Annotated in this window: 27 protein-coding genes; 17 read left to right on the plus strand and 10 right to left on the minus strand. The window is 66.5% G+C overall.

Annotation, left to right across the window (positions count from 1 at the left end; all coding sequences use genetic code 11):
• Positions 1–80 precede the first annotated feature (80 nt).
• Positions 81–1,595: an Asp-tRNA(Asn)/Glu-tRNA(Gln) amidotransferase subunit GatA gene (gene gatA / locus GR303_RS01185; protein WP_161721574.1), complete on the plus strand. Its 1,515-nt coding sequence runs from the start codon at positions 81–83 to the stop codon at positions 1,593–1,595.
• 5 nt (positions 1,596–1,600) lie between these two features.
• Positions 1,601–1,900: a hypothetical protein gene (locus tag GR303_RS01190; RefSeq protein WP_425487088.1), complete on the plus strand. Its 300-nt coding sequence runs from the start codon at positions 1,601–1,603 to the stop codon at positions 1,898–1,900.
• Here GR303_RS01190 and GR303_RS01195 read toward each other — a convergent pair.
• Positions 1,897–2,424 (minus strand): hypothetical protein, encoded by a 528-nt coding sequence (locus GR303_RS01195; RefSeq protein ID WP_161721576.1) that lies wholly within the window; start codon positions 2,422–2,424, stop codon positions 1,897–1,899. The genes GR303_RS01190 and GR303_RS01195 overlap by 4 nt on opposite strands.
• Before the next feature lie 160 nt (positions 2,425–2,584).
• Positions 2,585–2,905, minus strand: coding sequence for a hypothetical protein (locus tag GR303_RS01200; protein WP_161721577.1), 321 nt, complete (start codon positions 2,903–2,905; stop codon positions 2,585–2,587).
• Between the two features lie 222 nt (positions 2,906–3,127).
• On the opposite strand from GR303_RS01200, the gene gatB reads away from it, so the two are divergent.
• The 3 genes from gatB to GR303_RS01215 are packed head-to-tail and all read left to right on the plus strand — an operon-like array spanning position 3,128 to position 6,345.
• A complete protein-coding gene (gene gatB / locus GR303_RS01205; RefSeq protein WP_161721578.1) occupies positions 3,128–4,603 on the plus strand; it encodes an Asp-tRNA(Asn)/Glu-tRNA(Gln) amidotransferase subunit GatB in 1,476 nt (491 codons plus the stop codon).
• Between the two features lie 40 nt (positions 4,604–4,643).
• Positions 4,644–5,828, plus strand: a complete 1,185-nt coding sequence (locus GR303_RS01210; RefSeq protein WP_161721579.1) for an acyltransferase family protein — start codon at positions 4,644–4,646, stop codon at positions 5,826–5,828.
• Between the two features lie 4 nt (positions 5,829–5,832).
• Positions 5,833–6,345 carry a GNAT family N-acetyltransferase gene (locus GR303_RS01215; protein ID WP_161721580.1) on the plus strand — a complete coding sequence of 171 codons (513 nt, stop codon included), beginning with the start codon at positions 5,833–5,835 and terminating at the stop codon, positions 6,343–6,345.
• A gap of 204 nt (positions 6,346–6,549) precedes the next feature.
• Here GR303_RS01215 and GR303_RS01220 read toward each other — a convergent pair whose 3' ends face one another.
• The 3 genes from GR303_RS01220 to GR303_RS01230 form a co-directional block, all read right to left on the minus strand.
• Positions 6,550–7,956: an adenylate/guanylate cyclase domain-containing protein gene (locus GR303_RS01220; RefSeq protein WP_161721581.1), complete on the minus strand. Its 1,407-nt coding sequence runs from the start codon at positions 7,954–7,956 to the stop codon at positions 6,550–6,552.
• Between the two features lie 171 nt (positions 7,957–8,127).
• Positions 8,128–8,538, minus strand: coding sequence for a DUF4345 domain-containing protein (locus tag GR303_RS01225; protein WP_161721582.1), 411 nt, complete (start codon positions 8,536–8,538; stop codon positions 8,128–8,130).
• Between the two features lie 17 nt (positions 8,539–8,555).
• On the minus strand, positions 8,556–9,749 hold the full coding sequence (locus GR303_RS01230) for an MFS transporter (RefSeq protein WP_201751845.1): 1,194 nt from the start codon (positions 9,747–9,749) through the stop codon (positions 8,556–8,558).
• A gap of 164 nt (positions 9,750–9,913) precedes the next feature.
• On the opposite strand from GR303_RS01230, the gene GR303_RS01235 reads away from it, so the two are divergent.
• Both GR303_RS01235 and GR303_RS01240 read left to right on the plus strand, forming a co-directional pair.
• Entirely contained in the window at positions 9,914–10,555 is a 642-nt protein-coding gene (locus GR303_RS01235) for a glutathione S-transferase family protein (protein ID WP_161721584.1), read from the plus strand.
• On the plus strand, positions 10,552–11,010 hold the full coding sequence (locus GR303_RS01240; RefSeq protein WP_161721585.1) for a GNAT family N-acetyltransferase: 459 nt from the start codon (positions 10,552–10,554) through the stop codon (positions 11,008–11,010). The genes GR303_RS01235 and GR303_RS01240 overlap by 4 nt, the downstream gene beginning before the upstream one ends.
• A gap of 7 nt (positions 11,011–11,017) precedes the next feature.
• Here the strand turns inward: GR303_RS01240 and GR303_RS01245 are convergent, their stop codons facing one another.
• Together GR303_RS01245 and GR303_RS01250 are read right to left on the minus strand one after the other, a co-directional pair.
• Positions 11,018–11,380 carry a hypothetical protein gene (locus GR303_RS01245; protein ID WP_161721586.1) on the minus strand — a complete coding sequence of 121 codons (363 nt, stop codon included), beginning with the start codon at positions 11,378–11,380 and terminating at the stop codon, positions 11,018–11,020.
• 26 nt (positions 11,381–11,406) lie between these two features.
• Positions 11,407–11,658: a hypothetical protein gene (locus tag GR303_RS01250; protein ID WP_161721587.1), complete on the minus strand. Its 252-nt coding sequence runs from the start codon at positions 11,656–11,658 to the stop codon at positions 11,407–11,409.
• Between the two features lie 191 nt (positions 11,659–11,849).
• On the opposite strand from GR303_RS01250, the gene GR303_RS01255 reads away from it, so the two are divergent.
• The gene (locus GR303_RS01255) at positions 11,850–12,557 is read left to right on the plus strand and encodes a glutathione S-transferase N-terminal domain-containing protein (protein WP_161721588.1); all 708 of its coding nucleotides are present in this window, start codon (positions 11,850–11,852) and stop codon (positions 12,555–12,557) included.
• A 174-nt stretch (positions 12,558–12,731) separates the two neighbouring features.
• On the opposite strand, the gene GR303_RS01260 is transcribed toward GR303_RS01255, so the two are convergent.
• Positions 12,732–13,139 carry a DUF2147 domain-containing protein gene (locus tag GR303_RS01260; protein ID WP_161721589.1) on the minus strand — a complete coding sequence of 136 codons (408 nt, stop codon included), beginning with the start codon at positions 13,137–13,139 and terminating at the stop codon, positions 12,732–12,734.
• A 165-nt stretch (positions 13,140–13,304) separates the two neighbouring features.
• Here GR303_RS01260 and ndk point away from each other — a divergent pair, with 165 nt between their 5' ends.
• The 3 genes from ndk (at position 13,305) to GR303_RS01275 (ending at position 16,852) form a co-directional block, all read left to right on the plus strand.
• Entirely contained in the window at positions 13,305–13,727 is a 423-nt protein-coding gene (ndk, locus tag GR303_RS01265) for a nucleoside-diphosphate kinase (protein ID WP_161721590.1), read from the plus strand.
• Positions 13,728–14,081: 354 nt separating this feature from the next.
• Positions 14,082–16,235, plus strand: coding sequence for a molybdopterin-containing oxidoreductase family protein (locus GR303_RS01270; RefSeq protein ID WP_161721591.1), 2,154 nt, complete (start codon positions 14,082–14,084; stop codon positions 16,233–16,235).
• Positions 16,236–16,486: 251 nt separating this feature from the next.
• On the plus strand, positions 16,487–16,852 hold the full coding sequence (locus GR303_RS01275; protein ID WP_161721592.1) for a hypothetical protein: 366 nt from the start codon (positions 16,487–16,489) through the stop codon (positions 16,850–16,852).
• 444 nt (positions 16,853–17,296) lie between these two features.
• On the opposite strand, the gene purN is transcribed toward GR303_RS01275, so the two are convergent.
• Positions 17,297–17,944: a phosphoribosylglycinamide formyltransferase gene (purN, locus tag GR303_RS01280; protein ID WP_161721593.1), complete on the minus strand. Its 648-nt coding sequence runs from the start codon at positions 17,942–17,944 to the stop codon at positions 17,297–17,299.
• Positions 17,941–19,014 carry a phosphoribosylformylglycinamidine cyclo-ligase gene (purM, locus tag GR303_RS01285; protein ID WP_161721594.1) on the minus strand — a complete coding sequence of 358 codons (1,074 nt, stop codon included), beginning with the start codon at positions 19,012–19,014 and terminating at the stop codon, positions 17,941–17,943. Before purM ends, purN begins: the two co-directional genes overlap by 4 nt.
• 490 nt (positions 19,015–19,504) lie before the next feature.
• On the opposite strand from purM, the gene GR303_RS01290 reads away from it, so the two are divergent.
• The 6 genes from GR303_RS01290 (at position 19,505) to GR303_RS01315 (ending at position 26,354) form a co-directional block, all read left to right on the plus strand.
• On the plus strand, positions 19,505–20,035 hold the full coding sequence (locus GR303_RS01290) for a CDP-alcohol phosphatidyltransferase family protein (RefSeq protein ID WP_161721595.1): 531 nt from the start codon (positions 19,505–19,507) through the stop codon (positions 20,033–20,035).
• 137 nt (positions 20,036–20,172) lie between these two features.
• Positions 20,173–21,291, plus strand: a complete 1,119-nt coding sequence (locus GR303_RS01295) for an AI-2E family transporter (protein WP_161721596.1) — start codon at positions 20,173–20,175, stop codon at positions 21,289–21,291.
• On the plus strand, positions 21,284–21,976 hold the full coding sequence (locus tag GR303_RS01300; protein WP_161721597.1) for a P-loop NTPase family protein: 693 nt from the start codon (positions 21,284–21,286) through the stop codon (positions 21,974–21,976). Before GR303_RS01295 ends, GR303_RS01300 begins: the two co-directional genes overlap by 8 nt.
• Before the next feature lie 122 nt (positions 21,977–22,098).
• Entirely contained in the window at positions 22,099–24,291 is a 2,193-nt protein-coding gene (locus GR303_RS01305) for an RNA degradosome polyphosphate kinase (protein WP_425487091.1), read from the plus strand.
• A gap of 1 nt (position 24,292) precedes the next feature.
• Positions 24,293–25,810 carry an exopolyphosphatase gene (ppx, locus tag GR303_RS01310; RefSeq protein WP_161721599.1) on the plus strand — a complete coding sequence of 506 codons (1,518 nt, stop codon included), beginning with the start codon at positions 24,293–24,295 and terminating at the stop codon, positions 25,808–25,810.
• A 4-nt stretch (positions 25,811–25,814) separates the two neighbouring features.
• Positions 25,815–26,354, plus strand: a complete 540-nt coding sequence (locus tag GR303_RS01315; protein ID WP_161721600.1) for an NUDIX domain-containing protein — start codon at positions 25,815–25,817, stop codon at positions 26,352–26,354.
• Positions 26,355–26,424: the final 70 nt, after the last annotated feature.

Below are 26,424 nucleotides of genomic sequence, written 5' to 3' on the forward strand. Positions count from 1 at the left end.
CGGGATCGCCAAAACCAGTATCGCTTCCAGACGATCCCGGATCGCTGCAGGGCAGCGTCCGGGATGACGAGGATGATCCAGTGACCGAACTGACCCATCTCACGATTGCCGAGGCCCGCGACGGCCTGAAGGCCAAGTCCTTCTCCGCGACCGAGCTCGCCCAGGCCCATGTGGAGGCCATCGAGAAGGCGAGAGCGCTCAACGCCTATGTGCTCGAGACGCCCGAGAAGGCGCTCGCCATGGCCAGGGCTTCCGACGAGAGGATCGCCAGGGGCGAGGCTCGCGCCCTCGAGGGCATACCGCTCGGCATCAAGGACCTGTTCTGCACGGAGGGCGTGGTCTCCACCGCCGGCTCGAAGATCCTCGCCAACTTCAACCCGCCCTACGAATCCACCGTCACCAAGAATCTCTGGGACGACGGCGCGGTGATGCTCGGCAAGCTCAACATGGACGAGTTCGCCATGGGCTCCTCCAACGAGACCAGCGCCTTCGGCCCCGTCGTGTCGCCCTGGCGGCGCGAGGGCTCGAACGTGAGCGCGGGCGCCTCCGGCCAGGTCGAGGGCACGCATCTGGTTCCCGGCGGCTCCTCGGGCGGCTCGGCGGCGGCCGTCGCTGCCCATCTTTGCCTCGGCGCCACCGCCACCGACACGGGCGGCTCCATCCGCCAGCCGGCGGCCTTCACCGGCACGGTCGGCATCAAGCCGACCTACGGGCGCGTCTCCCGCTGGGGCACGGTGGCCTTCGCCTCCTCCCTCGATCAGGCAGGCCCCATCACCCGCACCGTGCGCGACTCGGCCATCATGCTGCGCTCCATGGCGAGCCCCGACCCGAAGGACACCACCTGCGTGGATCTGCCGGTGCCGGATTACGAGGCGGCCGTCTCCCGCGGCGTGAAGGGGCTGAAGATCGGCATTCCGAAGGAATACCGGATCGACGGCATGTCGCCCGAGATCGAGAAGCTTTGGCACCAGGGCGCCGAATGGCTGCGGGCTGCCGGCGCCGAGATCGTCGAGGTGTCGCTGCCGCATACCAAGTATGCGCTCCCGGCCTATTACATCGTGGCCCCCGCCGAGGCCTCCTCGAACCTCGCCCGCTACGACGGCGTGCGCTACGGCCTGCGCGAGAACGGCCGGGACATCGTCGATCTCTACGAGAAGACCCGCGCCGCCGGCTTCGGCCGCGAGGTCAAGCGCCGCATCATGATCGGCACCTATGTGCTCTCGGCGGGCTATTACGACGCCTATTACGTTCGGGCCCAGAAGCTGCGCACCCTGATCAAGCGCGACTTCGAGGAAGTCTATGCTAAAGGAATTCACGCCATCCTGACACCGGCCACCCCGTCCGCCGCCTTCGGCATCGGCGAGAAGGGCTCGGGCGATCCGGTCGAGATGTACCTCAACGACATCTTCACCGTGACCGTGAACATGGCCGGCCTGCCGGGCATCGCCGTGCCGGCCGGCCTGGACGCCCAGGGCCTGCCGCTCGGCCTCCAGCTCATCGGCCGCGCCTTCGACGAGGAGACCCTCTTCGCCGCAGGCCAGGTGATCGAGGATTCCGCCGGCCGCATCAAGCTGCCCCAGGCCTGGTGGGCGTGAGCGGCGTGGGTCCGACCGTCCCCGTCGTCACCCTCTGGGACTGGCTGCCCGCGGCCTTCGATCCGGTCCTGATCCTCATCGCGGTCTGGCTCGGCTGGAAGGCCGACCAGTTCGGCAAGGTCCTGATCGTCGCGCTCGCCGCCTTCGGCGGATCCGTCCTCGTGTCGTGGACCGTCAGCGGCTTAGGGCTGCCCTGGGTCGCCCCGGTGCGCTCGGACGGGCTGACGCTCTTCCCCGTCCGCTGGATCGCCGCCATGCTCTGGGCCAGCGGCGCCTATGCCGCGAAGAGGCTCGCGAGAGGCTAGGTCTCGGCGAGCCCCGCGCCGGAACCGGCCGGGTTGCCGAGGGCGGTGGCGATTTCGGCGAGCGTCGCCTTCTCGGCATCGCTGACCGCAATGCCGCCGAAGCCGAGGAATCCGCCTTCCTTGCCGGCCTCCGCCGATTTCTGCGCCACGCTCCACAGCCAGGATTTGAAAGCGGCCGCCTCGTCGGGCGCCTTGGCGTCGAGCAGGCTCGAGATCGCGTGCAGTTCCTCGATGGCCTTGCGCTTCACGTCGGCAAACTGGCTGCCCTTGAACTGGCTCTGGAACGACTCGCGCACGGCATTGCGCGTCTCGGCGTTGGTGATGTCGTCGGCCACGGCCTTCACGAGGGGCGTGGCCTGGGCGTCCTGTTTGGCCTCGAGCAGGGCCCAGCCGCTCGACATGGATTCCTGCAGCAGGCTCCACAGCCCGCCCGGATCCGCCGCGGTGATCGCCATGCTGGCCACCACGGGGCTCGCGACGAGGCGGGACCATTCCTCAGGGGTGAAGTTCGACTTGCTCGCCATCTCGGGCTCCTGACGTGCGGGCGGCTGGAAGGGCTCGTGCAAGCGTAACCGCTCACGAGTCCGCCGGGTTCCTTGCGCAGGCGGGGAGCGCGGGGCCAAAAGGAATGGGCCCGACCATGAGGTCAGGCCCATCCTGCGCAGTGTGACGCGAGACGTTTCGTTACTGCTGCGGGGCCGGGGTGGCCGGAGCGGCCGGAGCCGGAGTGGTCGGGCGAGCCGGAGCCGAGGTCGAGCCGCCAGCAGCGCCCGAGCCGGTCGTGCCGGTGCTCGGCGAAGAGCTCTGCGTCTGGCCGGCCGTGCTGCCGGTCGTGCTCGGCTCGTTGCTGCCGCCATCGTAGAACAGGAAGGCGAGCAGACCCAGCGCGATAACAAGACCGCCGATCACGTAAGCAAGAGTGTTCGAGCCACGGCTCGAGTTATCGTAGACATTCGTCTCGCGATTGTAGACGTTGGGTTCGCGATCCATGGGATCCATAGCCATTTTCGAAGCTCCTTGACCGTTTTACCTCCCGTTCAACGCCGAACGTCGGGAGCGGTTTCATCGGAGCGTGGCAATTATTGTCGATATCTGTGCATAAATTGGTTCTCATCTTAACAATTGAGTCATCATTCTGAACGTCCATTCATCTTGAGGGGGGTTGACCCGTTCAAGCGCCGCTCGTACTCCGGGCTTCAAACGGCGAGAAATAAAGGCGCAAGGCTCATGAACGCTCCGGTCAACCCCAAGAAGCTTATCAAAGGCGCGACAGGCGACTGGGAGATCGTCATCGGCATGGAGATCCATGCCCAGGTGACGAGCCAAGCCAAGCTGTTCTCCGGCGCCTCGACGGCCTTCGGCGGCGACCCGAACAGCCACGTTTCCCTGGTGGACGCGGCCATGCCCGGCATGCTGCCCGTGATCAACGAGGAATGCGTGCGCCAGGCCATCCGCACGGGGCTGGGCCTCAAGGCGCAGATCAATCTGCGCAGCACCTTCGACCGCAAGAACTACTTCTACCCGGACCTGCCGCAGGGCTACCAGATCAGCCAGTACAAGAGCCCCATCGTGGGCGAGGGCGAGGTGATCGTGGACGTGCCGGAGACCGGCGAGACGATCACCGTGCGCATCGAGCGCCTGCATCTCGAGCAGGATGCGGGCAAGTCGATCCACGACCTGCACCCGACCATGAGCTTCGTCGATCTCAACCGCTCCGGCGTGGCCCTGATGGAGATCGTGTCGAAGCCGGACCTGCGCTCGGCGGACGAAGCCCGCGCCTATGTGACCAAGCTGCGCACGATCCTGCGCTATCTCGGCACCTGCGACGGCGACATGGAGAAGGGCAACCTCCGCGCCGACGTGAACGTCTCCGTGCGCCGCCCGGGCGAGGAGTTCGGCACCCGCTGCGAGATCAAGAACGTCAACTCCATCCGCTTCATCGGCCAGGCCATCGAGTACGAGGCGCGCCGCCAGATCGCGATCCTGGAGGACGGCGGCACGATCGAGCAGGAAACCCGCCTCTACGATCCGGGCAAGGGCGAGACCCGCTCCATGCGCTCCAAGGAAGAGGCGCACGATTACCGCTACTTCCCGGATCCGGACCTGCTGCCGCTCGAGTTCGACCAGGCCTATGTGGACGAGCTGGCGCGCCACCTGCCGGAGCTGCCCGACGAGAAGAAGGCCCGCTTCATGGCCGATTACGGCCTCACGCCCTATGATGCGGGCGTGCTGGTGGCCGAGCGCGCCTCCGCCGACTTCTTCGAGGAGGTGGCGAAGGGCCGCGACGGCAAGGCCGCCGCAAACTGGATCATCAACGAGCTCTTCGGCCGCCTGAACAAGGAAGGCAAGGACATCTCCGCCTCGCCGGTTTCGGCCGCGCAGCTCGGCGCCATCATCGACCTCATCGGCGAGGGGGTGATCTCCGGCAAGATCGCCAAGGACCTGTTCGAGATCGTCTTCACGGAAGGCGGCGACCCGCGCGAGATCGTCGAGAAGCGCGGCATGAAGCAGGTGACCGATACGGGAGCCATCGAGAAGGCCGTGGACGAGATCATCGCCGCCAATCCCGACAAGGTGGAGCAGGCGAAGGCGAAGCCCACGCTCCTCGGCTGGTTCGTCGGCCAGACCATGAAGGCCACCGGCGGCAAGGCCAACCCGCAGGCCCTCAACGAGATCCTCAAGAAGAAGCTCGGGATCGAGTGATCAGGAGCCTTCGCGTGGGGCAGCGGCATAGGGACGGCGCATGAGCGCGTGCGGGCGGTCTGGCGGCGCTTCTGCCGTTTCTCCGGGAGCGCCGCACTGGCCGTTCCTCGACCTGCTGCGCTGCGCCGCCGCCTTCCTCGTGCTGTTCGGGCACACGCGCGGGCTGCTCTTCGCAGGGTTTCAGGACGTCGCCCAGGCTGACCTCGCGACGAAGGCGTTTTACTTCCTCACCGGCATCCACCGGGAGGGCGTTGCCGTCTTCTTCGCGGTGAGCGGCTTTCTGGTCGGGGGCGCGGCATGGCGCGCGATCCGCGGCGGGCGGTTCGATCCCAAGTCTTATCTCCTCAGCCGCTTCGTCCGCATCTACCTCGTGCTCCTGCCGGCTCTGGCCCTGACGCTGCTGCTCGACGGGACCGGACGCGCTCTTCTGACCGATACCCGTTTCTACGGCGAGCGGCCCCTCATGCCCATCGGCCTCACCTCGGAGTGGAACTGGACGCAGATGGCCTGCAACCTCGCGGCTGTGCAGGGCATCTTCTGCAGGCCGCTCGGGCCAAATCCGCCGCTCTGGTCGCTTGGCTACGAGTGGGTTTTCTATCTCCTGGCCCCGCTGCTCTTCGGCCTCGTCCTCGCCAAGTGGCCCGTTTTCGTGCGGCTGTGCGCGGCGGCGGTCCTCGTTGCGGGTGTGACCTGGTTGGCCGGGGGCTTGATGAAGTGGGTGCCGTGGCTCGCGATATGGCTGGCAGGCGCAGCCGCGGCGCAGTCGGCGCGGGGCGGGGCCATGCCCATCGGCATCGGCCTCGGCGGCATCGGCTTGATCGGCATCGGCCTCGTCGTCTCACGCCTGCAGGTGGTGCCGCCGGTCGTCACCGACCTCGCAGTCGGCCTGGGAACCGCCCTTGCCATCGCCAATGCGCGCCTCCTGACCTGGTGTCCGCTCCAGCGGCCCGTGCGTATCGGAGCCGATTTTTCGTACTCGCTCTATCTCATCCATGTGCCGGTGACGGTCTTTGCCGGAGCCCTCCTCGAGCGGTTCGGCTGGCCGGCGGCGCTGGTCCAGCCCGGCTTCGTCGCTTATGCCGCCTTTGCAGCCCTCGTGGCCGTTGCGCTCGTCGCGGCGCATCTCTTCGCTCAAGCGACGGAGCGCCACACCGACAGAGTCCGCCGAATCCTCACCGGTCGGCGCCGATCCGCTGCGACCGCTCTGTCGACGACGATCGGGTGATGAAATGATCCAACACCAGGCTGCGTTGCCCGACGAGCCGAGACATCCTTCGGTGCGCCCCGTTCGCGACGAGGACGCGCAGGATCTCTTCGGGCTGATCGCGATCTGCTATGCCGAGTATCCCGGCTGCTTCGTCGATCCGCATGGCGAGCTGCCGGATCTCCATGCGCCCAGCACCTCCTATGCTGAGACTGATGGGGCGTTCTGGGCGGTCGAGGACGAGCGCGGACGCGTCTGCGCCTGCGTGGCCGTGGATTTTCCGGAGGATGGCACGGCCGAACTGCACCGGCTCTACGTTCGCCCTGATCAACGCGGACGGGGTCTGGGTTCGCTCCTTGTGCGGCAGGCGGAGAGCCACGCGCTGGCCAAGGGCGCCACGCGCATGATCCTGTGGTCGGACACGCGCTTCGTCACGGCCCACCGGCTCTACAGGCGGTTGGGATATGTGCAGGAAGGCCGGAGGCAGCTCGAAGACATATCCCGGTCGGCGGAGTACGGATTCGAGAAGCGGCTTTGATTTCGAGAGCCGCAGATACACGTTGCACTGCCATTTCGGGATTGCTCAGGCGGAGGGCGACGCGGAAGGCCGCGCCAAAGGCGTCGCAATTCATGGGCACGACGTCCCAAGGGATGCGAACATCCTCGCCCCTCATTTTGCACTTTCAGTGGTTATGGAGGCCGGGCTCCGCTGAAAGCCCTAACATGACAATCAAGATGGGCATCACGGAATCTCATAAACCGAAAGCTCTTCCTTGAGCCCGCGCAGAGCTGTCCTCTGTAGCGTCGGTTGAAGGCCCTGCTTCTCGATGATGCGCGAGGCTCCTGCATTCTCGACCACGGAACCCGTCGCGAAGATCGAGCGCGACATGGCGAGCCCCTGTACGCGGGAGGCGATGTTTACCGTCTGGCCGAAATAGTCCTGCCGGTCGTTCAGCGTCACGGCGAGGCACGGCCCTTCATGGATGCCGATCTTGAGCAGCAGGTCCTCGCTTCCACGCTCCTCGTTGAGGCGGCGCATCGCCTCGCGCATCCGCAGCGCAGCCGAGATTGCATGGTCTGGGGTCGGGAAGGTGGCCATCACCGCATCGCCGATGGTCTTCACCACTGCGCCGGACTCGGAGGCGACGATCTCGTTCAGAACACGGAAGTGAGACCGAACGAGGTCATAAGCCACAAGATCGCCCACGCGCTCGTAGAGCTGGGTCGAGCCTTTCAGATCGGTGAAGAGGAAGGTGAGGCTCATGATCTTGAGGCGCTGATCGACGTCGAGGGTTTCGGTTCTGTAAAGGTCCCGGAACGTCTGGTTGGTGAGCAGGCGCTTCGCCGTCAGAAAGGAACGGCGCCGCTTCAGCATGTGGTGCAGGGCGTCGCTGGCTACCCAGACCGAGGGCAGGGCGCGCCTGTTCGTTCGGTTCTCGATGGAGATGCGCAGAGGGCCTGGACGCATGACGAGAGTCTGGTTCTGCGGATGTGTTTCATTGATCACGAGCGACAGGCTCTGACGCTCGCGGGTCGACTCGCCCTGCACGTCGATGAACTGAGCCGCGTGGGTGACAGGCTCGAAAACGATCACGAACTCCTCCGGGAGCTGCAGGGACATGATCGCCCGTTCGCCAGGCGGGAGCTCGACAGCGTCGAGAATGATCTCGTCCATCATGCGCTCGAAACCTCCGGGTAGGTCGAGGCCGGAGCCCCAGAAGATCTGGCGCATGTATTCGTGCATCGGAAGGCTGTCCGGGTCGTGAGCGGCGATCTTGCGGATCCGTGGGCTCACCGTGAACGTCACCTCCACCATCTCGTCGAGGGTCGGCTCGTAGCCTGCGGCGCAGAGAGCGCAGGTGTACTCCTCCCGGTTGACCGATTTCAGGCTCATGCCGGTATCGAGCACGCCACCGCATCCCGGGCAGAGAACGTTCCATGACATCTCGAACAGCCCGAGCCTTGAGGCGTGGAGGAAGGCGGAGATCACGCGCTCCTCGTCGAAGCCGTGCTTGGCCGCGAAGGCAGGCGCATTGATGCGGCTCAACTCATGGTCCGGCGCAGCCTGGATCATGCGCTCGAAGGCACCGACGATATCGGCATCGGCAGATTGCCGGAGGATTGTGAGAAGTTTTTCGTGCTCGTTCATAGGGCAGCCTCCGTCGGGGCAAGCCGGCCCAAGGCGTCATGGTCATGCGAAACGCTCGCCGGCACGTCGCGCAACAGCGCCTCCGGCCGCATGTCCCAGCAGGACAGGGTGCACCTGCAATCTGGCAATGTCAGGGCAGCCAGCCGGGAGGCGGCCGCCGGTGGGAAGGGCTTACGCCTCCGCCACCCCGTATTCCTCCGCATACCGGTTGGCGACCCGGGTCTGCCAGAGGCAGAGGATGGGCGCGACGGCGAGCTCCACGATCAGCCCTCCCAGCATGAAAAGGGAAGGGACACCCGTGAGCGCCAGGCCGATCAGGCGGCTCAGGCCCCCGATCACCACGAGCAATGTCAGCAGCCGAAAGCGGCCGGTGCGGATCTCGATGGAGGGCAGGGTGCTCCAGAAGCCGAGGCCGATGCCGAGCAGCAGGCCCGAGAGATAGCGGAAATGGCTCTCCGCCGAGACGCTCACCGCATCGCCCGTGAGCGCCTGACCGAACAGCACGCCGTAGAGCCCCGTCCCGACGGGAATGACGGCCAAGACGGCGACGGCCTGCTGCAGGAGCTTTCGTTCGCGTTCCATGCCCGGCATGAGATCTCCTATCTGTTTGCCTGCTTGAGAACAGGTGCCGCGCCGATGGCGACGATCACGCCGATGAAACCCATCACCAGCGAGATCCCGCCGATCACCAGGGCCGGCCCTTCCGGGCCCGAGAACAGGCCCACCAGCAGCCCGGCCAGAGGCTGCGACAGATTGTTGACGGTGATCATTGCACCGGTGGTCTTGCCGAAATCCTTCTGGGGAATGATCTTCTGGCGCAGACTCCTGAGATAGATGGTGAACATCCTGTCGAAGCCGAGGACGAGAACGTAGCCTGCGGCATAGATCCCGTAATTGGGGCTGATGGCCGTCAGCAGGCCGCCGATGAAGATCGCCGTGTAGCCAATCGCTCCCATTGCCCTCAAGGGGATGATGACGTGCGCCAGGACTGTCAGGATCGCGATGCTCGCGACGGCGCTGGCGGTCTGCAGAAGCGCGTAGCTCTGCTCGGACTGCCCATGAATGCCCGTCACCATCGCGGCGGAAGTGGCCAGCGTCGCGCCGAAGACGAAGTTCAGCCCGGCCGACAGCGCAGCGGCTCGTCTCAGTCCGGGCAGATGCCAGATGTGCTTCAAGGCGATGCGGAAAGGATCGACCCAGCTGTCATGGGCCGCCTCCGGCGGGGCGAGCTCGATCCGGCTCGAGCGATGCCACAGGGTGAGGCCCAGATCCGCCAGCAGGAACAGGAACGCCGTGATGCCGACCACGACCTGCCATGGACACAGGCCGAGGAGGGCGGCCGCCAGCAACGGCCCGATGACCATCCCGAGCTGGTCGCCGAGCTGCGAGTAGGACAGGACCTTCTCGAACCGCTGCTGCCTGAAGATCTGCGGCAGCATCACCTCGCGGGCCAAGAACCCTTGCGTCGAGAGGATGCCGCAGACCGCTGAGAGAGCGACCAGCCAGCCGATGCCACCAAGGAGCTCATGGCCGGCAACGCCCACGGCGCAGGTGAGCAGGCGGAACCTCTGGCTGATGACCAGCAGGGACATCGGCGACCGGCGGTCGCACAGGATCCCGCAGACCGAGAACAGCAGGTAGCGGGGCAGGGTCTCGATGAAGAAGGCCAGCCCCGAGAGGGAAGCGCTCTGGGTGATCTGGAACACCACGAGGGGGACCAGGAACAGCAGCATCTGGTCCGCCAAACGGGCGAAGAAGAGGGACAGGAAGAAGGCGAAGTCCTTGGCGCGCACTGGGATTCCCCCGATCGACCGGTGCGGCCGTCTCATGCAATGATCTGTCATATAATCTGCCTGTGCTCTGCGCTAGATCACGGCTCTTTGCCGGGAGGTTCTTTCCTGTTCGAAAAGAGCCGTCTAGGGTTGCGGGCATCAGCATCGCTTCAGGGGCTTCCGACATGCCGGCACGGTTCGAACTCAATGGCGTCTTCCTGTCCGGACCGACCTATAAGGTCGGCCTCATGCTGGCCTTGGCGGGCGAGCCCTTCGACTACGTGCACGTGAACCTCATGGCCGGCGAGCACAAGCAGCCGGCCTACCTTGCCAGGCAGCGCTACGGACAGGTTCCGCTCCTGGTCGATCGCAACAACGGCCGCCACCTGTGCCAGTCCGCGGCGATCCTGGAATATCTGGCCGACACGCTGGGCAAGTTCGGCGGCGCGACCCTGGACGAGCGTCTCCAGGCCCGGGAGTGGCTCTATTGGGACTTCGACCGCCTGGCGCCGTCCATCTACCGATCCCGCGGCATCCGGGCCGGGTTCTTCAAGGGCGGGGAGGAAACCCTCGAGCTCTGCGCGACCAATGCGGCCCTGGCGCTCAAGACCCTCGACCGGCACCTGTCGGGCAGCAACTGGATCGTCGGCGAGAACGCGACCATCGCGGACATCGATATCTACGGCGTGCTGGTCTATGCGGCGGATGCTGCCGTCGATCTCGCGCCTTACGCCGACGTCACCGCCTGGGTGAAACGGCTCGAGGCGCTGCCCGGGTTCAGGCGCCCCACGGACCTGCTGCCGCCGCAATCCCGCGCCGCCGCATGAGCGTCCTTACGATCCGCGAGGCGCAGGCGGACGATCTCGAAGCGATCATCCGCCTGCACGAGGAGGACGAGATGGGCCAGCATGGCGATGCTTGGCTGCCCGAGACGAAGCCCGCCTACGAGGCCGCCTTCGCCGCCATCCGGCGCAGTCCCGAGAACCGGCTGTTCGTGGCGGTGGATGGCAGCGAGATCGTCGGCACGTTCCAGCTTACCTTCATCCCCAATCTCACCGGGCGCGGCGCTCTGCGGGTGAAGGTGGAGAGCGTGAAGGTCAAGGCTGCGCGCCGTTCCGCCGGCATCGGCGCCAGAATGATGGCCTTCGCGGAGGAGCATGCCCGCGCTCAGGGCGCGCGGGCGATGGAACTCACCTCCAACAAGGTCCGAAAGGACGCCCACCGCTTCTACGAGCGCCTGGGCTTCTCCCGCAGCCACGAGGGCTTCAAGAAGAAGCTGTAAGGCCCCGTCAATTGAGCGTGCGGATCTCGTGGCGGGCGGTGCCGGGGGGGCCTTTGCGGATCGTCACGCTGGCGCCCTGGGCGAGGGGATGGGTTTTGAGAACCCGCTCGACGGCGCGGTACATCGCCTCCGCGTCCCGGCCGTAGAGATAGATGATCGTATCGGTCGGCCCGCGGGCATGCCCATCGAGGGAGCCGAAGTCGCCGAGGGCGATCTCCAGTTGAGTCTCGAAGCCCGATAGGCCGTATTCCTCGTAGACGGCCGGGGGAAGCGACTGGCCGTCAAGGCGGATGAAGAGAGCCTGCTGGGGCGGCAGGGGCCGGCCGGCAGGCGCGGACTCTCGGCCGATGATGCGGGACAACCAGCTCATGGAAACCTCCGGTCCGAGCGGATCGCTCAAGCCTTCGCGCCTTCCTTCAGGCGCTTGTTGCAGCTACTCCAGAAGGCGGGCCATTTCATGTCCTTGGCCACCTTGCCGCCGGCCTTGGCTTCCTTCCATTCGAGGCTGCACCTGCTCATGCGCTCGCGGGCGGCCGCCTGGGCCGCGCTCGGCTCCTTCTTCGCCTTGGTCTCGGCCGCCTGCGCGACGCCGGCCAGCGCCAGCGTCATCACGGCGGCAAGGGCGGAGCTTGCATATCGGTTGGCCATCGAATCACCCCCAGCGTGATTTTCTAACGTTATAAAGTATGTGAATCGAAGCGGCGCCGTATGCAAGCCCTCTGGGAGTTACCGTGGGTCGTTCCTGCCGATTTTCGTTGCAGGCGAGGGTGACAGGCGCGATCTATTGTCCCCACGTCCTGTCTCACGGACCCCTGTCGTCACCGAAGGAGAGGCTTTCCATGGCGGATTCCGCGCAGCACCCGATCGATCTCTATTACTGGCCGACCCCGAACGGATGGAAGATCACCATCATGCTCGAGGAGTGCGGGCTGCCTTACGCGATCCATCCGGTGAACATCGGCAAGGGCGACCAGTTCAAGCCGGAGTTTCTCGCCATCTCGCCCAACAACAAGATGCCGGCCATCGTGGACCATGACGGACCGGACGGCCAGCCGATCTCCGTGTTCGAGTCCGGCGCGATCCTGCAATATCTCGGCCGCAAGACCGGGCGGTTCTATCCGCAGGACGAGAGGAAGCGCGTCGAGGTCGATCAGTGGCTGTTCTGGCAGATGGGCGGCTTCGGCCCCATGCTGGGCCAGACCCACCATTTCCGCATCTATGCGCCGGAAAAGGTGCCCTACGCCATCGAGCGCTACACCAACGAGACCAACCGGCTCTACGGCGTTCTCGACAAGCGCCTCGCGGACCGGGACTTCGTGGCGGGCGAGTATTCCATCGCCGACATGGCCATCGCCCCCTGGGCGAAGCTCTGGGAGCGCCAGGGCCAGAACATCGACGACTTCCCGAACGTCAAGCGCTGGCTGGAGTCGGTTCTGGCCCGCCCGGCGGTCCAGCGCGGCATCGCCGTGAGCTCCGGGGACCGGGACAAGACCGACCTGACGGACCCGAAGGTCCAGGCCGTGCTGTTCGGGCAGAGGGCGCGGTAGCAGCCCGATCGAGCGTCATCCCGGACGAAGCGTCGGCGGAGATCCGGGATCGCGTTCGGGATCGAGCGCATGTTTCCCTCCCCTCAAGGGGGAGGAGGGTTTCCAGCGCCACTCTCTTCGGACGATCCCGGATTCTGCTCCGCAGCCCCGGGATGACGCTGCCGTCTCAAATCATCAATTCACCTTCGCCCAGGTCTGCGACCGGCAGATCAGGCCGCCGAGGACGCAGCCGGAGAGCTGCATGGCCTTGCCGCCGGCAAAGCTCATCTTGCCGGTATAGGTCTTCCCGTCCTTGTAATTGTAGAGCTGGCCGGTGAAGCCGTCGCCGGAGGGCTGGATGTTGGAGATCATCTGGACCCCCACCAGGTTGCGGCCCTTCAGCTTCGGATCCGGATTGTTCACGTCCTTGGCCTCGCCCTGCACGGAGATGATGGTGCCGCAATAGGCCGCCCCGCACTTGGCGATGCGCACCCGGGTGTCGCCGCTCTCGCTGAGATAGGTGCCGCTCGGGTCGGCGGGCTGGGCCTGCACGGGCAGCGCAAGCAGGACGAGACCGAAGGCGGCAGGAATGGCGTGTTTCATTCAAGGAACTCCCTCTGGGCCGGTCTTCGCCGGACCGATGGGGAGGAGATTAGGGGAGGCGGCCAAGCTTTCCAAGCGGGCAGGGCAAAAGGCGCTTGAGGCCCGGGGGGCTCGCCGCTATAAGCGCCGCACTTCCCATTCCCTCTTCATCAGAAGCGAGTTGTCATGGCCATCGAGCGCACCTTCTCCATCATCAAGCCCGACGCGACCCAGCGCAACCTGACGGGCGCCATCAACGCCGTCATCGAGCAGGCCGGCCTGCGCATCGTCGCCCAGAAGCGCATCCTCATGAGCCGCCGCGAGGCCGAGACCTTCTATGCGGTCCACAAGGAGCGCCCCTTCTTCGGCGAGCTCGTGGACTTCATGATCTCCGCTCCGGTCGTCGTGCAGGTTCTGGAGGGCGAGAACGCCGTCGCCCGCTACCGCGAGATCATGGGCGCCACCAACCCGGAGAGCGCCGCCGAGGGCACGATCCGCAAGCTCTACGCCAAGTCGATCGGCGAGAACTCGGTCCACGGCTCCGACAGCCTCGAGAACGCCAAGATCGAGATCGCCCAGTTCTTCTCGGGCAACGAGATCGTCGGGTAAGTTCCTGGGAACAACTTTCCCTTACCGATCAGGCCGCCTTCTGGCGGCCTTTTCTATTGTGAGGCCGTTACCCGTTCTTTCCCCTCCCCCTTGCGGGGAGGGGCAGGGGTGGGGGTAGTGCGACCGGGTGAGACCTTTCCGTCATGGCCGGGCCTGTCCCGGCCATCCCGATACGGACAGGTGAGGCGCTTCAAACAATCGGGATCACCGGCACAAGGCCGGTGACGACGCTGAGGGCGTCATCGAGAGCCGCGCTCCACCGTCCCGACCCCACCCTCAATCCCTCCCCGCAAGAGGGAGGGAAGAATTGGCGGCCTTTTCATTTTCCGCCCTTTCCCTCATCATGCGCCCGCCATGAACCAAGCTCCCCGCATCGAACGCCGCGCCTCCGTCTGCCCGCATGACTGCCCCTCGGTCTGCTCCCTCGAAGTGGAGGTGATCGACGGGCGCACCATCGGCCGGGTGCACGGAGCAAAGTCCAACACCTACACGGCGGGCGTGATCTGCGCGAAGGTGGCCCGCTATGCGGAGCGCATCCACAACCCGGATCGGCTGCTCTATCCCCTGCGCCGCACCGGCCCGAAGGGCTCGGGCCGGTTCGAGCGCATCTCATGGGACGAGGCGCTGGACATCGTGGCCCAAAAATTCCTGGAGGCGGAGCGGGAGTTCGGCACGGAATCCGTCTGGCCCTATTACTATGCCGGCACCATGGGCTACGTGATGCGCGACGGCATCAACCGCCTGCGGCACGTGAAGAAATATTCCGGCCAGTATTCCACCATCTGCACCGCCATGGCCTGGACGGGCTACGTGGCCGGCACGGGCCATCTGCGGGGCGCCGATCCGCGCGAGATGGCGGTGTCCGACTGCATCGTGATCTGGGGCACGAATCCGGTTCACACCCAGGTCAACGTGATGACCCATGCGATGAGGGCCCGGAAGGAGCGCGGGGCCAAGATCGTCGCCGTCGACATCTACAACAACGCCACCATGAAGCAGGCCGACATGGCCCTGCTCGTGAAGCCGGGCACCGACGGCGCGCTCGCCTGCGCGGTCATGCACGTGCTGTTCCGCGACGGCTATGCCGACTGGGATTATCTCGAGCGCTACACCGACCACCCCCGCGAGCTGGAACAGCATCTCAGGACCCGCGACCCGGCCTGGGCCTCAGGGATCACCGGGCTGCCGGTGGAGGAGATCGAGGCCTTCGCGAGGCTCGTGGGCACCACCAAGCGCACCTTCTTCCGACTCGGCTACGGCTTCGGGCGCCAGCGCAACGGCGCGGTCAACATGCATGCGGCCCTGTCCATCCCGGCGGTGACGGGCGCCTGGCAATACGAGGGCGGCGGCGCCTTCCACTCGAACAGCGGCATCTTCCATTGGAACAAGGCGCTGATCGAGGGCCACGACGCCATCGACAAGAGCATCCGCGTGCTCGACCAGTCGCAGATCGGCCGCGTGCTCACCGGCGACGCGGAGGCGCTCTGCAACGGGCCGCCGGTCAAGGCCATGCTGATCCAGAACACCAACCCGGTCTCGGTGGCGCCGGAGCAGGAGCTCGTGAAGCGGGGCTTCGCCCGCGAGGACCTGTTCGTCTGCGTCCACGAGCAGTTCATGACCGAGACGGCGCTGATGGCCGATATCGTGCTGCCCGCGACCATGTTCATGGAGCACGACGATCTCTATTCCGGCGGCGGGCACCAGCATTTCCAGGTCGGGCCGAAGCTGATCGACCCGCCCGGCGAGTGCCGCTCGAACCACGAGGTCTTCCGCGGCCTCGCGCAGCGCCTGGGCGCCGAGCATCCCGGCTTCGCCATGGAGCCGCGCGAGATCATCGACTGGACGCTGCGCAATTCCGGCTGGGGCAGCCTCGAGAACCTGGAGGCGCATGTCCATTTCGATGCGCAGCCGCCTTTCGAGGAGGCGCATTTCCTCAAGGGCTTCGCCTATCCGGACGGCAAGTTCCGCTTCAAGCCCGACTGGACCCGGGTACCGTCGTACAACAACGGCCCCATGGGACCCTGGGCGAGCATGCCGGCTCTGCCCGATCATTGGGGTGTGATCGAGGCGGCGACGGAGGAGCATCCGTTCCGCCTCGCCACCAGCCCGGCCCGCAACTTCCTCAATTCCAGCTTCACCGAGACGCCGACCTCGCTGGAGAAGGAGCGACGGCCCGAGGTGATGATCCACCCGCTCGATGCGCAGCCGCAGGGCATCGTCGACGGCGACTGGGTGAAGCTGAAGAACCATCGCGGCGAGGTCTATCTGCGCGCCAGGCTCTTCGACGGGGTGAGGCGCGGGGTGCTCATCGCCGAGGGCATCTGGCCCAATGCCGCCCATCCCTTCGGCCGCGGCATCAACACGCTCACCGGCGGGGATCAGGTGGCGCCCTACGGCGGGGCCGCCTTCCACGACAACCGGGTGGCCTTGGAAAAGGCCGATCTCGACCCGTCCCTGGAACCGCCGGTCGCCCGCAAGCACCATCGGCCCGAGGCGCTCGTCGGTTGAATTTTGGATCAAGACAACTCTGTCCTCATCCTGAGGAGCAGCCGTGAGGCTGCGTCTCGAAGGAGCTTCCAGAGAGCACTGGATCCTCCTTCGAGACGGCGCTTTCGCGCCTCCTCAGGATGAGGACTGAGAGGGGATTTAGGAAACGGCTTGGTCAGACCTTCTTAAGCCTGTTGCCAGCTCACCCTTGATCCCGAACGGCCAAGCCTATTCTAAGGCTCGGCACGATTTTTATCCCTGAGGGAGCATCCATGACTTCGATCGTTCGTACGCTGCTCGTGGCGGCGGCCCTGTCCTTGAGCGCGACCGCCGCCTGGGCGGCCGCCTCCAACATGCCGACCCAGTACCAGCCCGATCCGGCGCTGAAGACCGAGAGCATCGGCCAGCTGCGCGCCCGGGTGAGCCAGGCCTGCACGGTCATTCAGGCCCGGCTTCAGAGCGAGGCCAGCGAAGCATCTCTCAGCCGTGCCTGCGAGTGCTATGCCGGCCGCACCATGCGCTCCTTGAGCCCCGACGAGGTGCAGGCCTATCGCGACACGGGCGTGTTCAACGACAGCGCCCGCCAGAAGGCGCTCGCGGCGCTCGACGCCTGCAAGCTGCCGCGGCCGCAGATCTAAGGAATGCCGTCATCCCGGACGAAGCGCAGCGGAGATCCGGGATCGTGAGCCGAAGATGGCGCAATAACTCTCCTTCCCCTTGTGGGGAGGAGGTGGAGATGGGGGTGAGCGATAGCCTATGCAGGTGAGGCGCCGTTTCACCTCTCCCTCAGGGAGAGGTCGGACCGTCAGGTCCGGGTGAGGGGTGACAGCGCCCTCCGGATACCGCTCTCCCCCTCGCGTTCGCTCGACCTCTCCCCGCCGCAGGTCGGGTGTTCCCGACCTGCGCCCCAGAAACGGATCTCGGGAACACCCGAGATCCGGGGAGAGGTGAACCTGCGCCACGCTGGTCCAGTTCAGTGCTCACACCCCCACCCTGGCCCTCCCCACAAGGAGGAGGGAAATAGCGCCACATCCTGCACCCGATCCCGGATCGGCTTCGCCGTCCGGGATGACGATTCCGGGTCAGTTCGGCGAATGCAGCGCTGCGCCTGCGTCCCATCCGCGTGCGAACGCCACGCGCCCGTCCTCCAGCCGGGCCGTTCCGTCGCAGATCATCCGCAGGGCCTGGGGATAGAGCCGGTGCTCCTGCACGATCACGCGGGCGGCGAGGCTTTCCTCCGTGTCGCCCGGCACCACCGGCACGGCGGCCTGGGCGATGATGGGGCCGGCATCGAGCTCCGGCACCACGAAATGCACCGTGCAGCCATGCACGAGCACGCCGTCCGCCAGCGCCCTACGGTGGGTCTGGGTGCCCCGATAGAGGGGCAGGAGGGACGGGTGGATGTTGACCATGCGGCCCGACCAGCGCTCCACGAACCTCTCTGTGAGCACACGCATGAAGCCGGCCAGGCAGATGAAGGCGATGTCGTGCTCGCGCAGCGCCGCATCGAGCGCCCGCTCGAAGCTCTCCCGGTCGGGAAAGGCCTTGTGGTCGATCGCGCAGGTCGCGATCCCGGCCTCCTTCGCCCGCTCGAGGCCCTCCGCATCGGGGCGGTTCGAGAGGACGAGGGCGATCTCCGCCGGGAAGTCCACAGCGCGAGCGGCCTCGATCAGCGAGGCCATGTTCGAGCCGCGGCCCGAGATCAGGATGGCAACGCGGCGGCGGGTCATCGGAGCTTCAGGGATCCCGAATTCTGCACGCGCTCGCCGCCCGCATGAGCAATGGTCTCGCCGATGCGCACCGGGCTCTCGCCGGCCTGCCGAAGGCGCTCCACGACGGCGTCCGCCTGATCGGCGGAGGCGACAACGATCATGCCGATGCCGCAGTTGAAGGTGCGCAGCATTTCGGATTCCGCCACGCCTCCGGTCTTGGCCAGCCAGCCGAAGACGGGCGGGACGGCGATGGCATCGAGGTCGAGGCGCACGCCGACGCCGTCGGGCAGCACGCGCGGGATGTTGTCGGGGAAGCCGCCGCCGGTGATGTGGCAGAGCGCGTTGACCCCGTCGCCGCCTCTCAAGACCTCCAGCAGGGTCTTCACGTAGATCCGGGTCGGCTCCAGCAGGGCCTGGGCCAGCGTCTTGCCGGATGCGAAGGGAGCGGGCGCATCCCAGGCGAGGCTAGAGCGCTCGACGATCCGGCGCACCAGGGAGAAGCCGTTCGAATGGACGCCGGAGGAGGGCAGGCCGATCAGCACGTCGCCCACGCTCACGTCCTTCGGCAGCAGCGTCCCGCGCTCGGCGGCGCCCACGGCAAAGCCCGCGAGGTCGTAGTCGCCCTTGGCGTAGAGGCCGGGCATCTCCGCCGTCTCGCCGCCGATCAGCGCGCAGCCGGCCTGCCGGCAGCCCTCGGCGATGCCCCTGACGATCTGGACGCCGATTTCGGGCGAGAGCTTTCCGGTGGCGAAGTAGTCGAGGAAGAACAGGGGCTCGGCGCCCTGCACGATGATGTCGTTCACGCACATGGCCACGAGGTCGATGCCGATGGTGTCGTGGATGCCGGTGTCGATGGCGATCTTCACCTTGGTGCCGACGCCGTCGTTGGCCGCCACCAGGATCGGGTCCCTGAAGCCCGCGGCCTTGAGGTCGAACAGCCCGCCGAATCCGCCGATCTCCGCATCCGCCCCGGGCCGGCGTGTGGCGCGCACCAGGGGCTTGATCTGGTCGACCATGGCATTGCCCGCGTCGATGTCGACGCCCGCTTGGGCATAGGTCAGGCCGTTCGTCTGCTTCTCGGTCGTCATGGCTCACCCCGTGTTGAGGGGGCAGTAAGGCGGGAGGGGGCGGGAGGCAAGGAATTTTGCGCCCTGTCGACAGCGTCATCCCGGACGAAGCGCAGAGAAGATCCGGGATCGTGAGCAGAATAGAACGCGCATTTCCCTCCCCCTTGCGGGGAGGGGCAGGGGTGAGGGTGGTCAGACTGGGTGAGATCTTTCCGTCATGGCCGGGCCTGTCGCGGCCATCCCGATGCCGTGTGGCGCGGCGCTTTCCGCATCGGGATCACCGGCACAAGGCCGGTGACGACGCTGAGGGCGTCATCGAGAGCCGCGCTCCATCGTCCCGACCCCCACCCTCGATCCCTCCCCGCAAGGGGGAGGGAAGCCCGCGCCACACTCGTCATGCGATCCCGGATCGGCTCACGCCGTCCGGGATGACCCTGTTCTCCCACCGTTATCCCCACCCCTCCGACGCCCCGATTGAACTCCGCCCCCCGAGCGTCCATCATCGCCCTCGATGACCATTCCCAACATCATCACCATCGGCCGCCTCATCCTCGTGCCAGTCGTGATCGTCATGATCATGCAGCAGCGGTGGGCTGCGGCCTTCGTCCTGTTCGTGGTGGCGGGCATCTCGGATGCGGTGGACGGGTTCATCGCCCGCCGGTTCGACATGCGGAGCGAGTTCGGGGCCTATATCGACCCCATCGCCGACAAGGCGCTCCTGGTCTCGATCTACGTGACGCTCGCCATCGTGGGGGCGATCCCGAGCTGGCTTGCCATCATCGTCGTCTCCCGGGACGTGATGATCGTGGCGGCCGTGCTCCTGTCCTGGGTCATGAGCCGCCCGGTCGAGATCAAGCCTCTCCTGGTCAGCAAGCTCAATACGGGCGCGCAGATCGCGTTCGCGGCCTTCGCGCTTGCGGCCAACGCCTTCGGCGCGGAGCTGGCGGGGTTCGAGGAGGTCGCCATGCTGCTCGTGGCGACCTTGACCGTCGCATCGGCCGGTGCCTATCTCGGGGGCTGGCTGCGGCACATGGGAGGCTGAGAGCCTAAGCATCGGACCCAAAAGTGGATTCGCACTTTTGGGATCGATCCGATGCTTTCTTCTGGAGTGAGAGCATCGTCGAGCGCGGAAAACCGGGTCCACTTTTCCGGACGATGCTCTCAGGGTATGGAGTACCGATGACGGTCCAACGGCAGATCGGGTTCTGGATTGCGGCGCTGGTCCTCGCGGTGCTGCTGCTGTTCGTCCTGCGCGGCATCCTGCTGCCCTTCGTGGCGGGCTTCGCCCTGGCCTACCTGCTCGATCCCCTGGCCGACCGGCTGCAGAAGGTCGGCATCGGGCGGCTCGGCGCCAGCCTGCTGATCCTGGTCCTGTTCGTCCTGATCTTCATCCTGGCCCTCGTGATCCTCGTGCCCTTCGCGGCCCAGCAGGTGGGGGCCTTCGTGGAGCGGCTGCCCGGCTACGTGACGCGACTCCAGGAACTCGGGGCCGAACAGCTCGGCCCGCTCATCCGGCGGCTCGGAATCGAGGAGGTGCTGCCGGCGGCGCCCCCCTCCGTGGGCAACCTCATCAGCCAGGGCATCGCCTGGATGACCACCTTCCTGCAGGGGCTGTGGTCCGGCGGGCAGGCGCTGATCGGCATCTTCTCCCTGCTGGTGGTGACCCCGGTCGTGGCCTTCTACATGCTGGTCGACTGGGACCGCATGGTCAGGACGGTGGATTCCTGGATGCCCCTGCGCCACCGGGACACGATCCGCGCCATCGCCCGCGACATCGACCGGGCCATCGCCGGCTTCGTGCGGGGCCAGGCCCTGGTCTGCATCATCCTCGGTTCCTTCTATGGGGTCGGCCTTGCCCTCATCGGGCTGAACTTCGGCGTGCTGATCGGCATGACGGCGGGGCTCTTGAGCTTCATCCCCTATGTGGGCTCGCTGACCGGCCTCATCCTGTCGGTCGGCGTCGCCATCGTGCAGTTCTGGCCGGACTGGGCCATGATCGCCGCGACGCTCGGCATCTTCGTCTTCGGCCAGTTCGTGGAGGGCAACATCCTCTCGCCCAAGCTCGTGGGAGATTCGGTCGGCCTGCATCCGGTCTGGCTCATGTTCGCCCTGGTGGCCTTCGGGGCGCTCTTCGGCTTCGTCGGCCTGCTGCTCGCGGTGCCGCTCGCCGCTGCCATGGGTGTCATCGCCCGCTTCGCCCTGCGCCAGTACCTCGCAAGCCCCCTCTATCGCGGCGCCGATCCGGTGATCCTCAAGCCCCGGATCGAGGCCGAGCGGAAGGCCGATCTCGATGCGTGAGGCGCCCAAGCAGCTCGCCTTCGACCTGCCCCTGGATCCGCGCTTCGGGGCCGAGGACTTTCTGGTCAGCCCCTCCAACGAGCAGGCCTACGGCCTCATCGAGAGCTGGCCCGCCTGGCCCGACACGATCCTCCTCCTCGTCGGCCCCAGGGGCAGCGGCAAGAGCCACCTGGCCTCGATCTGGGCCACGAACGCCCATGCCTGGACCGTCGATGCCTCCGCCATCACCCAGGACAAGGTTCCGCACCTGGTCTCCAACGGCGCGCTCGCCATCGAGGACATGGACCGCGGCGAGCGGGACGAGGCGGCTCTGTTCCACCTCCTCAACCTGGCGCGGGAGAAGAGGGCCTCCCTCCTGATTACCTGCGAGACCCTGCCCGACCGCTGGTCCCTGAGGACGGCCGACCTCCTGTCCCGCCTGCGGCTCGCGCCGAGCGTGGCGCTCGATGCGCCGGACGACGCGCTCCTCAAGGCGGTGCTGGTCAAGCTTTTCGTGGACAGGCAACTCGTGGTCGACACCTCCGTTGTCGACTATATTGCCCTGCGGATCGAACGCTCGCTCGCCAAGGCCTCCGAGATCGTGGCTCTCCTCGACCGGGAGGCTCTGAGCCGGGGGCGGCGCGTGTCGCGGGCCATCGCGGCGGACCTCCTTGGCGCCGCTCAGGAAACGGATGAGAACGAGTGAAGCCCGAGACCAACGCCCTGTTGTCGAACCGTCGTGAAACCGTCACGAAGCCCAGAGCAAAACGAGCTCCGAAGACCGAAGCGGCGGAGAACGAGGTGCGCAGCACAATTGCCCTGAAGGAGCTGGAGACGGTCAGCGAGGATCCGCCGCCGAAGGCTCCGCCGGATATCGAGCTCGACGGCGCCGTGCTGCGGCGCTTCCCCCAGCGCTTCATCAACCGCGAGCTGTCCTGGCTGCAGTTCAACCGCCGCGTGCTGGAGGAGGCCTCGAACGGCCACCATCCGCTCTTGGAGCAGCTCCGCTTCCTGTCGATCTCGGCCGAGAACCTGGACGAGTTCTTCATGGTCCGCGTGGCCGGCCTGCGCGGCCAGGTCCGCTCGGGCGTCGCCACCATGTCGCAGGATGGGCTCTCGCCGCAGGAGCAGCTGAGCCGGATCTCCGCGGAGGTCTCCCACCTCGCCTCCGACCAGCAGCGCCGCTGGCGCGAGCTGCGCGACATGCTGCTGGAGGAGGGCATCGTCCTGGTGGAGGGCGCTGGCCTCACCAAGGCCGAGGCCTCCTGGCTCGAGGACTACTTCCTCAACCATGTCTTCCCGGTGCTCACGCCGCTCGCCATCGATCCGGCGCACCCGTTCCCCTTCATCCCGAACCTCGGCTCCTCCATCGCCCTCAAGCTGGTGCGCCAGAGCGACGGCAAGGTGCTGAACGCCCTCATCCGCCTGCCGTCCCGGGCGGAGCGCTATGTGCGCCTGCCCGACTTCGCCGAGACCGGCGCCACCCGCTTCATCGCACTCGAGCAGATGATCGTGCTCTACACGAGCAGGCTCTTCCCCGGCTACGAGGTGCAGGGGCAGGGCGCCTTCCGGGTGATCCGCGATTCCGACATCGAGGTGGAGGAAGAGGCCGAGGATCTGGTGCGCCTGTTCGAGACGGCGCTCAAGCAGCGCCGCCGCGGCAGCGTGATCCGCCTCGAGGTCGAGGCGGCGATGCCCGAGGACCTGCGCCTCTTCGTGGCCGAGGAGCTGGAGGTCTCGGACGACGAGGTCTTCGTCGTCGAGGGCATGATGGGCCTGCGGGATCTCTCCCAGCTCGTGGCGCTGGAGCGCCCGGACCTGAAGTTCAAGCCCTACAACCCGCGCTTTCCCGAGCGCATCCGCGAGCACAGCGGCGATTGCTTCGCGGCGATCCGCGAGAAGGACATCATCGTCCACCACCCTTACGAATCCTTCGACGCGGTGGTGCAGTTCCTGCGCCAGGCCGCGCGCGATCCGAACGTGGTGGCGATCAAGCAGACGCTCTACCGCACCTCCTCGGACTCGCCCATCGTGGCGGCGCTCGCCGAGGCGGCGGAGGCCGGAAAGTCCGTGACCGCCCTTGTCGAGCTCAAGGCGCGCTTCGACGAGGAGGCCAACATCCGCTGGGCCCGGGATCTCGAACGCGCGGGCGCTCAGGTCGTGTTCGGCTTCATCGAGCTGAAGACCCACGCCAAGCTCTCGATGGTCGTGCGCCGCGAGGGCAGCCAGCTCATCACCTATTGCCACGTGGGCACGGGCAACTACCACCCGATCACCGCGCGCATCTACACGGACCTGTCCTATTTCACCGCCGATCCGGTGATCGGCCGGGACGTGTCGCGCATCTTCAACTTCGTCACCGGCTATGCGGAGCCGGCGGAGCTGGAGCGCATGGCGGTCTCGCCTCTCACCCTCAAGAAGCGCCTGCTCCAGCACATCGAGGAGGAGGTGGCGCACGCGAAGGCAGGACGGTCCGGGTCGATCTGGGGCAAGTGCAATTCGCTGGTCGATGCCGACATCATCGATGCGCTCTACGATGCGTCCGCTGCCGGCGTGCAGATCGACCTCATCGTGCGCGGCATCTGCTGTCTCAGGCCCGGCATCAAGGGCCTGTCGGAAAACATCCGGGTGAAATCCATCATCGGGCGCTTCCTGGAGCACACCCGCATCTACGCCTTCGGCAACGGGCACGGACTGCCCAACACGAAGGCGCATGTGTACATCTCCTCGGCGGATCTCATGTCGCGCAATCTCGACCGGCGCGTCGAGGCGCTGATGCCGATCGTCAATCCCACCGTGCACCAGCAGGTGCTCGACCAGATCATGCTTGCCAATCTCCTCGACAACGAGCAGAGCTGGACGGTCCTGCCCGACGGCACGAGCCAACGGGTGGCGCCCGCCAAGGGCGAGGAACCATTCAACTCCCACAAGTATTTCATGACGAATCCAAGTCTGTCGGGCCGTGGCAAATCCCTCAAGACCTCCAGCCCCAGGGCGCTCGCCAAGAGAGGACAGCGCTAGCATGCCGGCTCCCAGCATCGAAGCTCCGGGCCGTCTCAGGCTCGGCCGCCCCGTCGCCATCATCGACATCGGCTCCAACTCCGTGCGCCTCGTGGCCTATGAGGGCCTCTCGCGCGCCCTGACGCCGATCTACAACGAGAAGGTCCTGTGCGGCCTCGGCCGCCACGTGGCCACCACCGGCCGCCTGGACGACGAGGCCGTCGACCGCGCCCTGCGCGCGCTCGCGCGCTTCCGCGTGCTCTGCCAGACGATGAACGTCTCGGATGTCTTCGTGCTCGCCACCGCGGCGGCGCGCGATGCCTCCAACGGGCCCGCCTTCCTGGAGGCGGCGGCGAAGGCCTGCGGCCAGCCGATCAGCCTGCTCTCCGGCGCCGAGGAGGCGCGCGCCTCGGCGCTGGGCGTCGTCGCCGGCTTCCACGAGCCCGACGGCATCGTCGGCGACATGGGCGGCGGCAGCCTGGAGCTGGTGGAGGTGCAGGGCTCCCAGGTGGGGCAGGGCATCACCATGCCGCTGGGCGGCCTTGCCCTGCAGGATGTCAGCGGCGGCTCCCTGAAGAAGGCCCAGAGGATCGTGCGGGATGCCCTCGAGCGCGCGCCGCAATACCTGGAAAACCTCCATGGCCGCACCTTCTATGCGGTGGGCGGCACCTGGCGTGCGCTGGCGAAGCTGCATCAGGCCGCACGCGACTATCCGCTCCACGTGATGCACGGCTACATCCTCGATCCGGAGGATCTCGACTTCCTGCATCTGGTGGAGGAGGCGGACGCCAAGACCCTCAAGGACATCGAGAGCGTCTCCGAGGCCCGGCGCCCGCTGCTGGCCTATGGCGCCATCGTGCTCGAGGAGATCATCCGCCTCGGCGAGCCGAAGGAGGTCGCGATCTCCGCCTTCGGCGTGCGCGAGGGCGTGCTCTACGACAAGCTCGACCCTCAGGTCCAGGAGCGCGACCCGCTCCTCGTGGCGGCGAGCGACCTCAATCTCCTGCGCTCGCGCTCGCCCCGGCACGGAGAGGAGCTCTGCCAGTGGACGGAAGCGTTCATCCAGAGCCTCGGCCTGCCGGAGACGGAGTACGACACGCGCCTTCGCCGCGCGGCCTGCCTGCTCGCCGATATCGGCTGGCGCGCCCATCCGGACTACCGGGGCGAGCAGAGCCTGAACCTGATCGCCTACGGCGCCTTCGCCGGGCTCGACCATCCCGGCCGCGCCTATCTCGCCCTGTCGATCTTCTTCCGGCACGAGGGCCTGTCACCGGACAAGGTGAGCTCGCGCATCAAGACCCTTGCGGGCCCGCGCCTCCTGGAGCGCGCGCGGCTCCTCGCCGCCCTCATGCGCATCGCCTATCCCGTCTCGGTCGCCATGGAGGGCATCCTGCCCCAGGCCCCGCTGCTCGCCCGCGGCAACCAGGTGGTGCTGCAGCTGCCCGCCCACATGGAGCCGCTCGCCAACGAGCGCCTCATCGGCCGCCTGCGCGCGCTCTCCAAGCTTCTGAACGTGGACGCGATGATCGAGATCGTGTGACGCGATGGCCGAGATCAAGACCCTCTCGAGCCGCATCGTCTACGAGAACCGCTGGATGCGCGTCCGCGAGGATGCCATCGAGCGGCAGGATGGTTCGCCTGGAATCTACGGCGTGGTCGAGAAGACGGATTTCGCCGTCATCGTGCCCTTCGACAACGGCCTGATCCATCTGGTGGAGCAGTATCGCTATCCGGTTCGGGGGCGCTATTGGGAGCTGCCGCAAGGCTCGTGGGAAGATGCGCCCGGCACCGATCCGCTGGATCTCGCGCGGGCCGAGCTGCGCGAGGAAACGGGGCTGACCGCGGCCACGATGACCCACGTGGGGCATCTCTACGAGTGCTACGGCTACTCGACCCAGGGCTATCACATCTACCTCGCCCAGGGGCTGCAATCCGGCCACGCACAGCGCGAGCAATCCGAGCAGGACATGGTGAGCCGCGCCTTCCCGATCGGGGAGGTGCTGGCGATGATCACGGAAGGCATCATCAAGGATGGGACGACGGTTGCAGCTTTAGGAATGCTGCGGCTGAAGGGGCTGCTTTAGAGACATCTCACAAATGTGAAGCAACCGCTCCCGCAGCATCGATGGAGTCGTCAGCGACGCGGTTGTGCCG

Origin of the sequence: Microvirga arsenatis, from assembly GCF_009910705.1 — a bacterium.
Classification (GTDB): Bacteria; Pseudomonadota; Alphaproteobacteria; order Rhizobiales; family Beijerinckiaceae; genus Microvirga; species Microvirga arsenatis.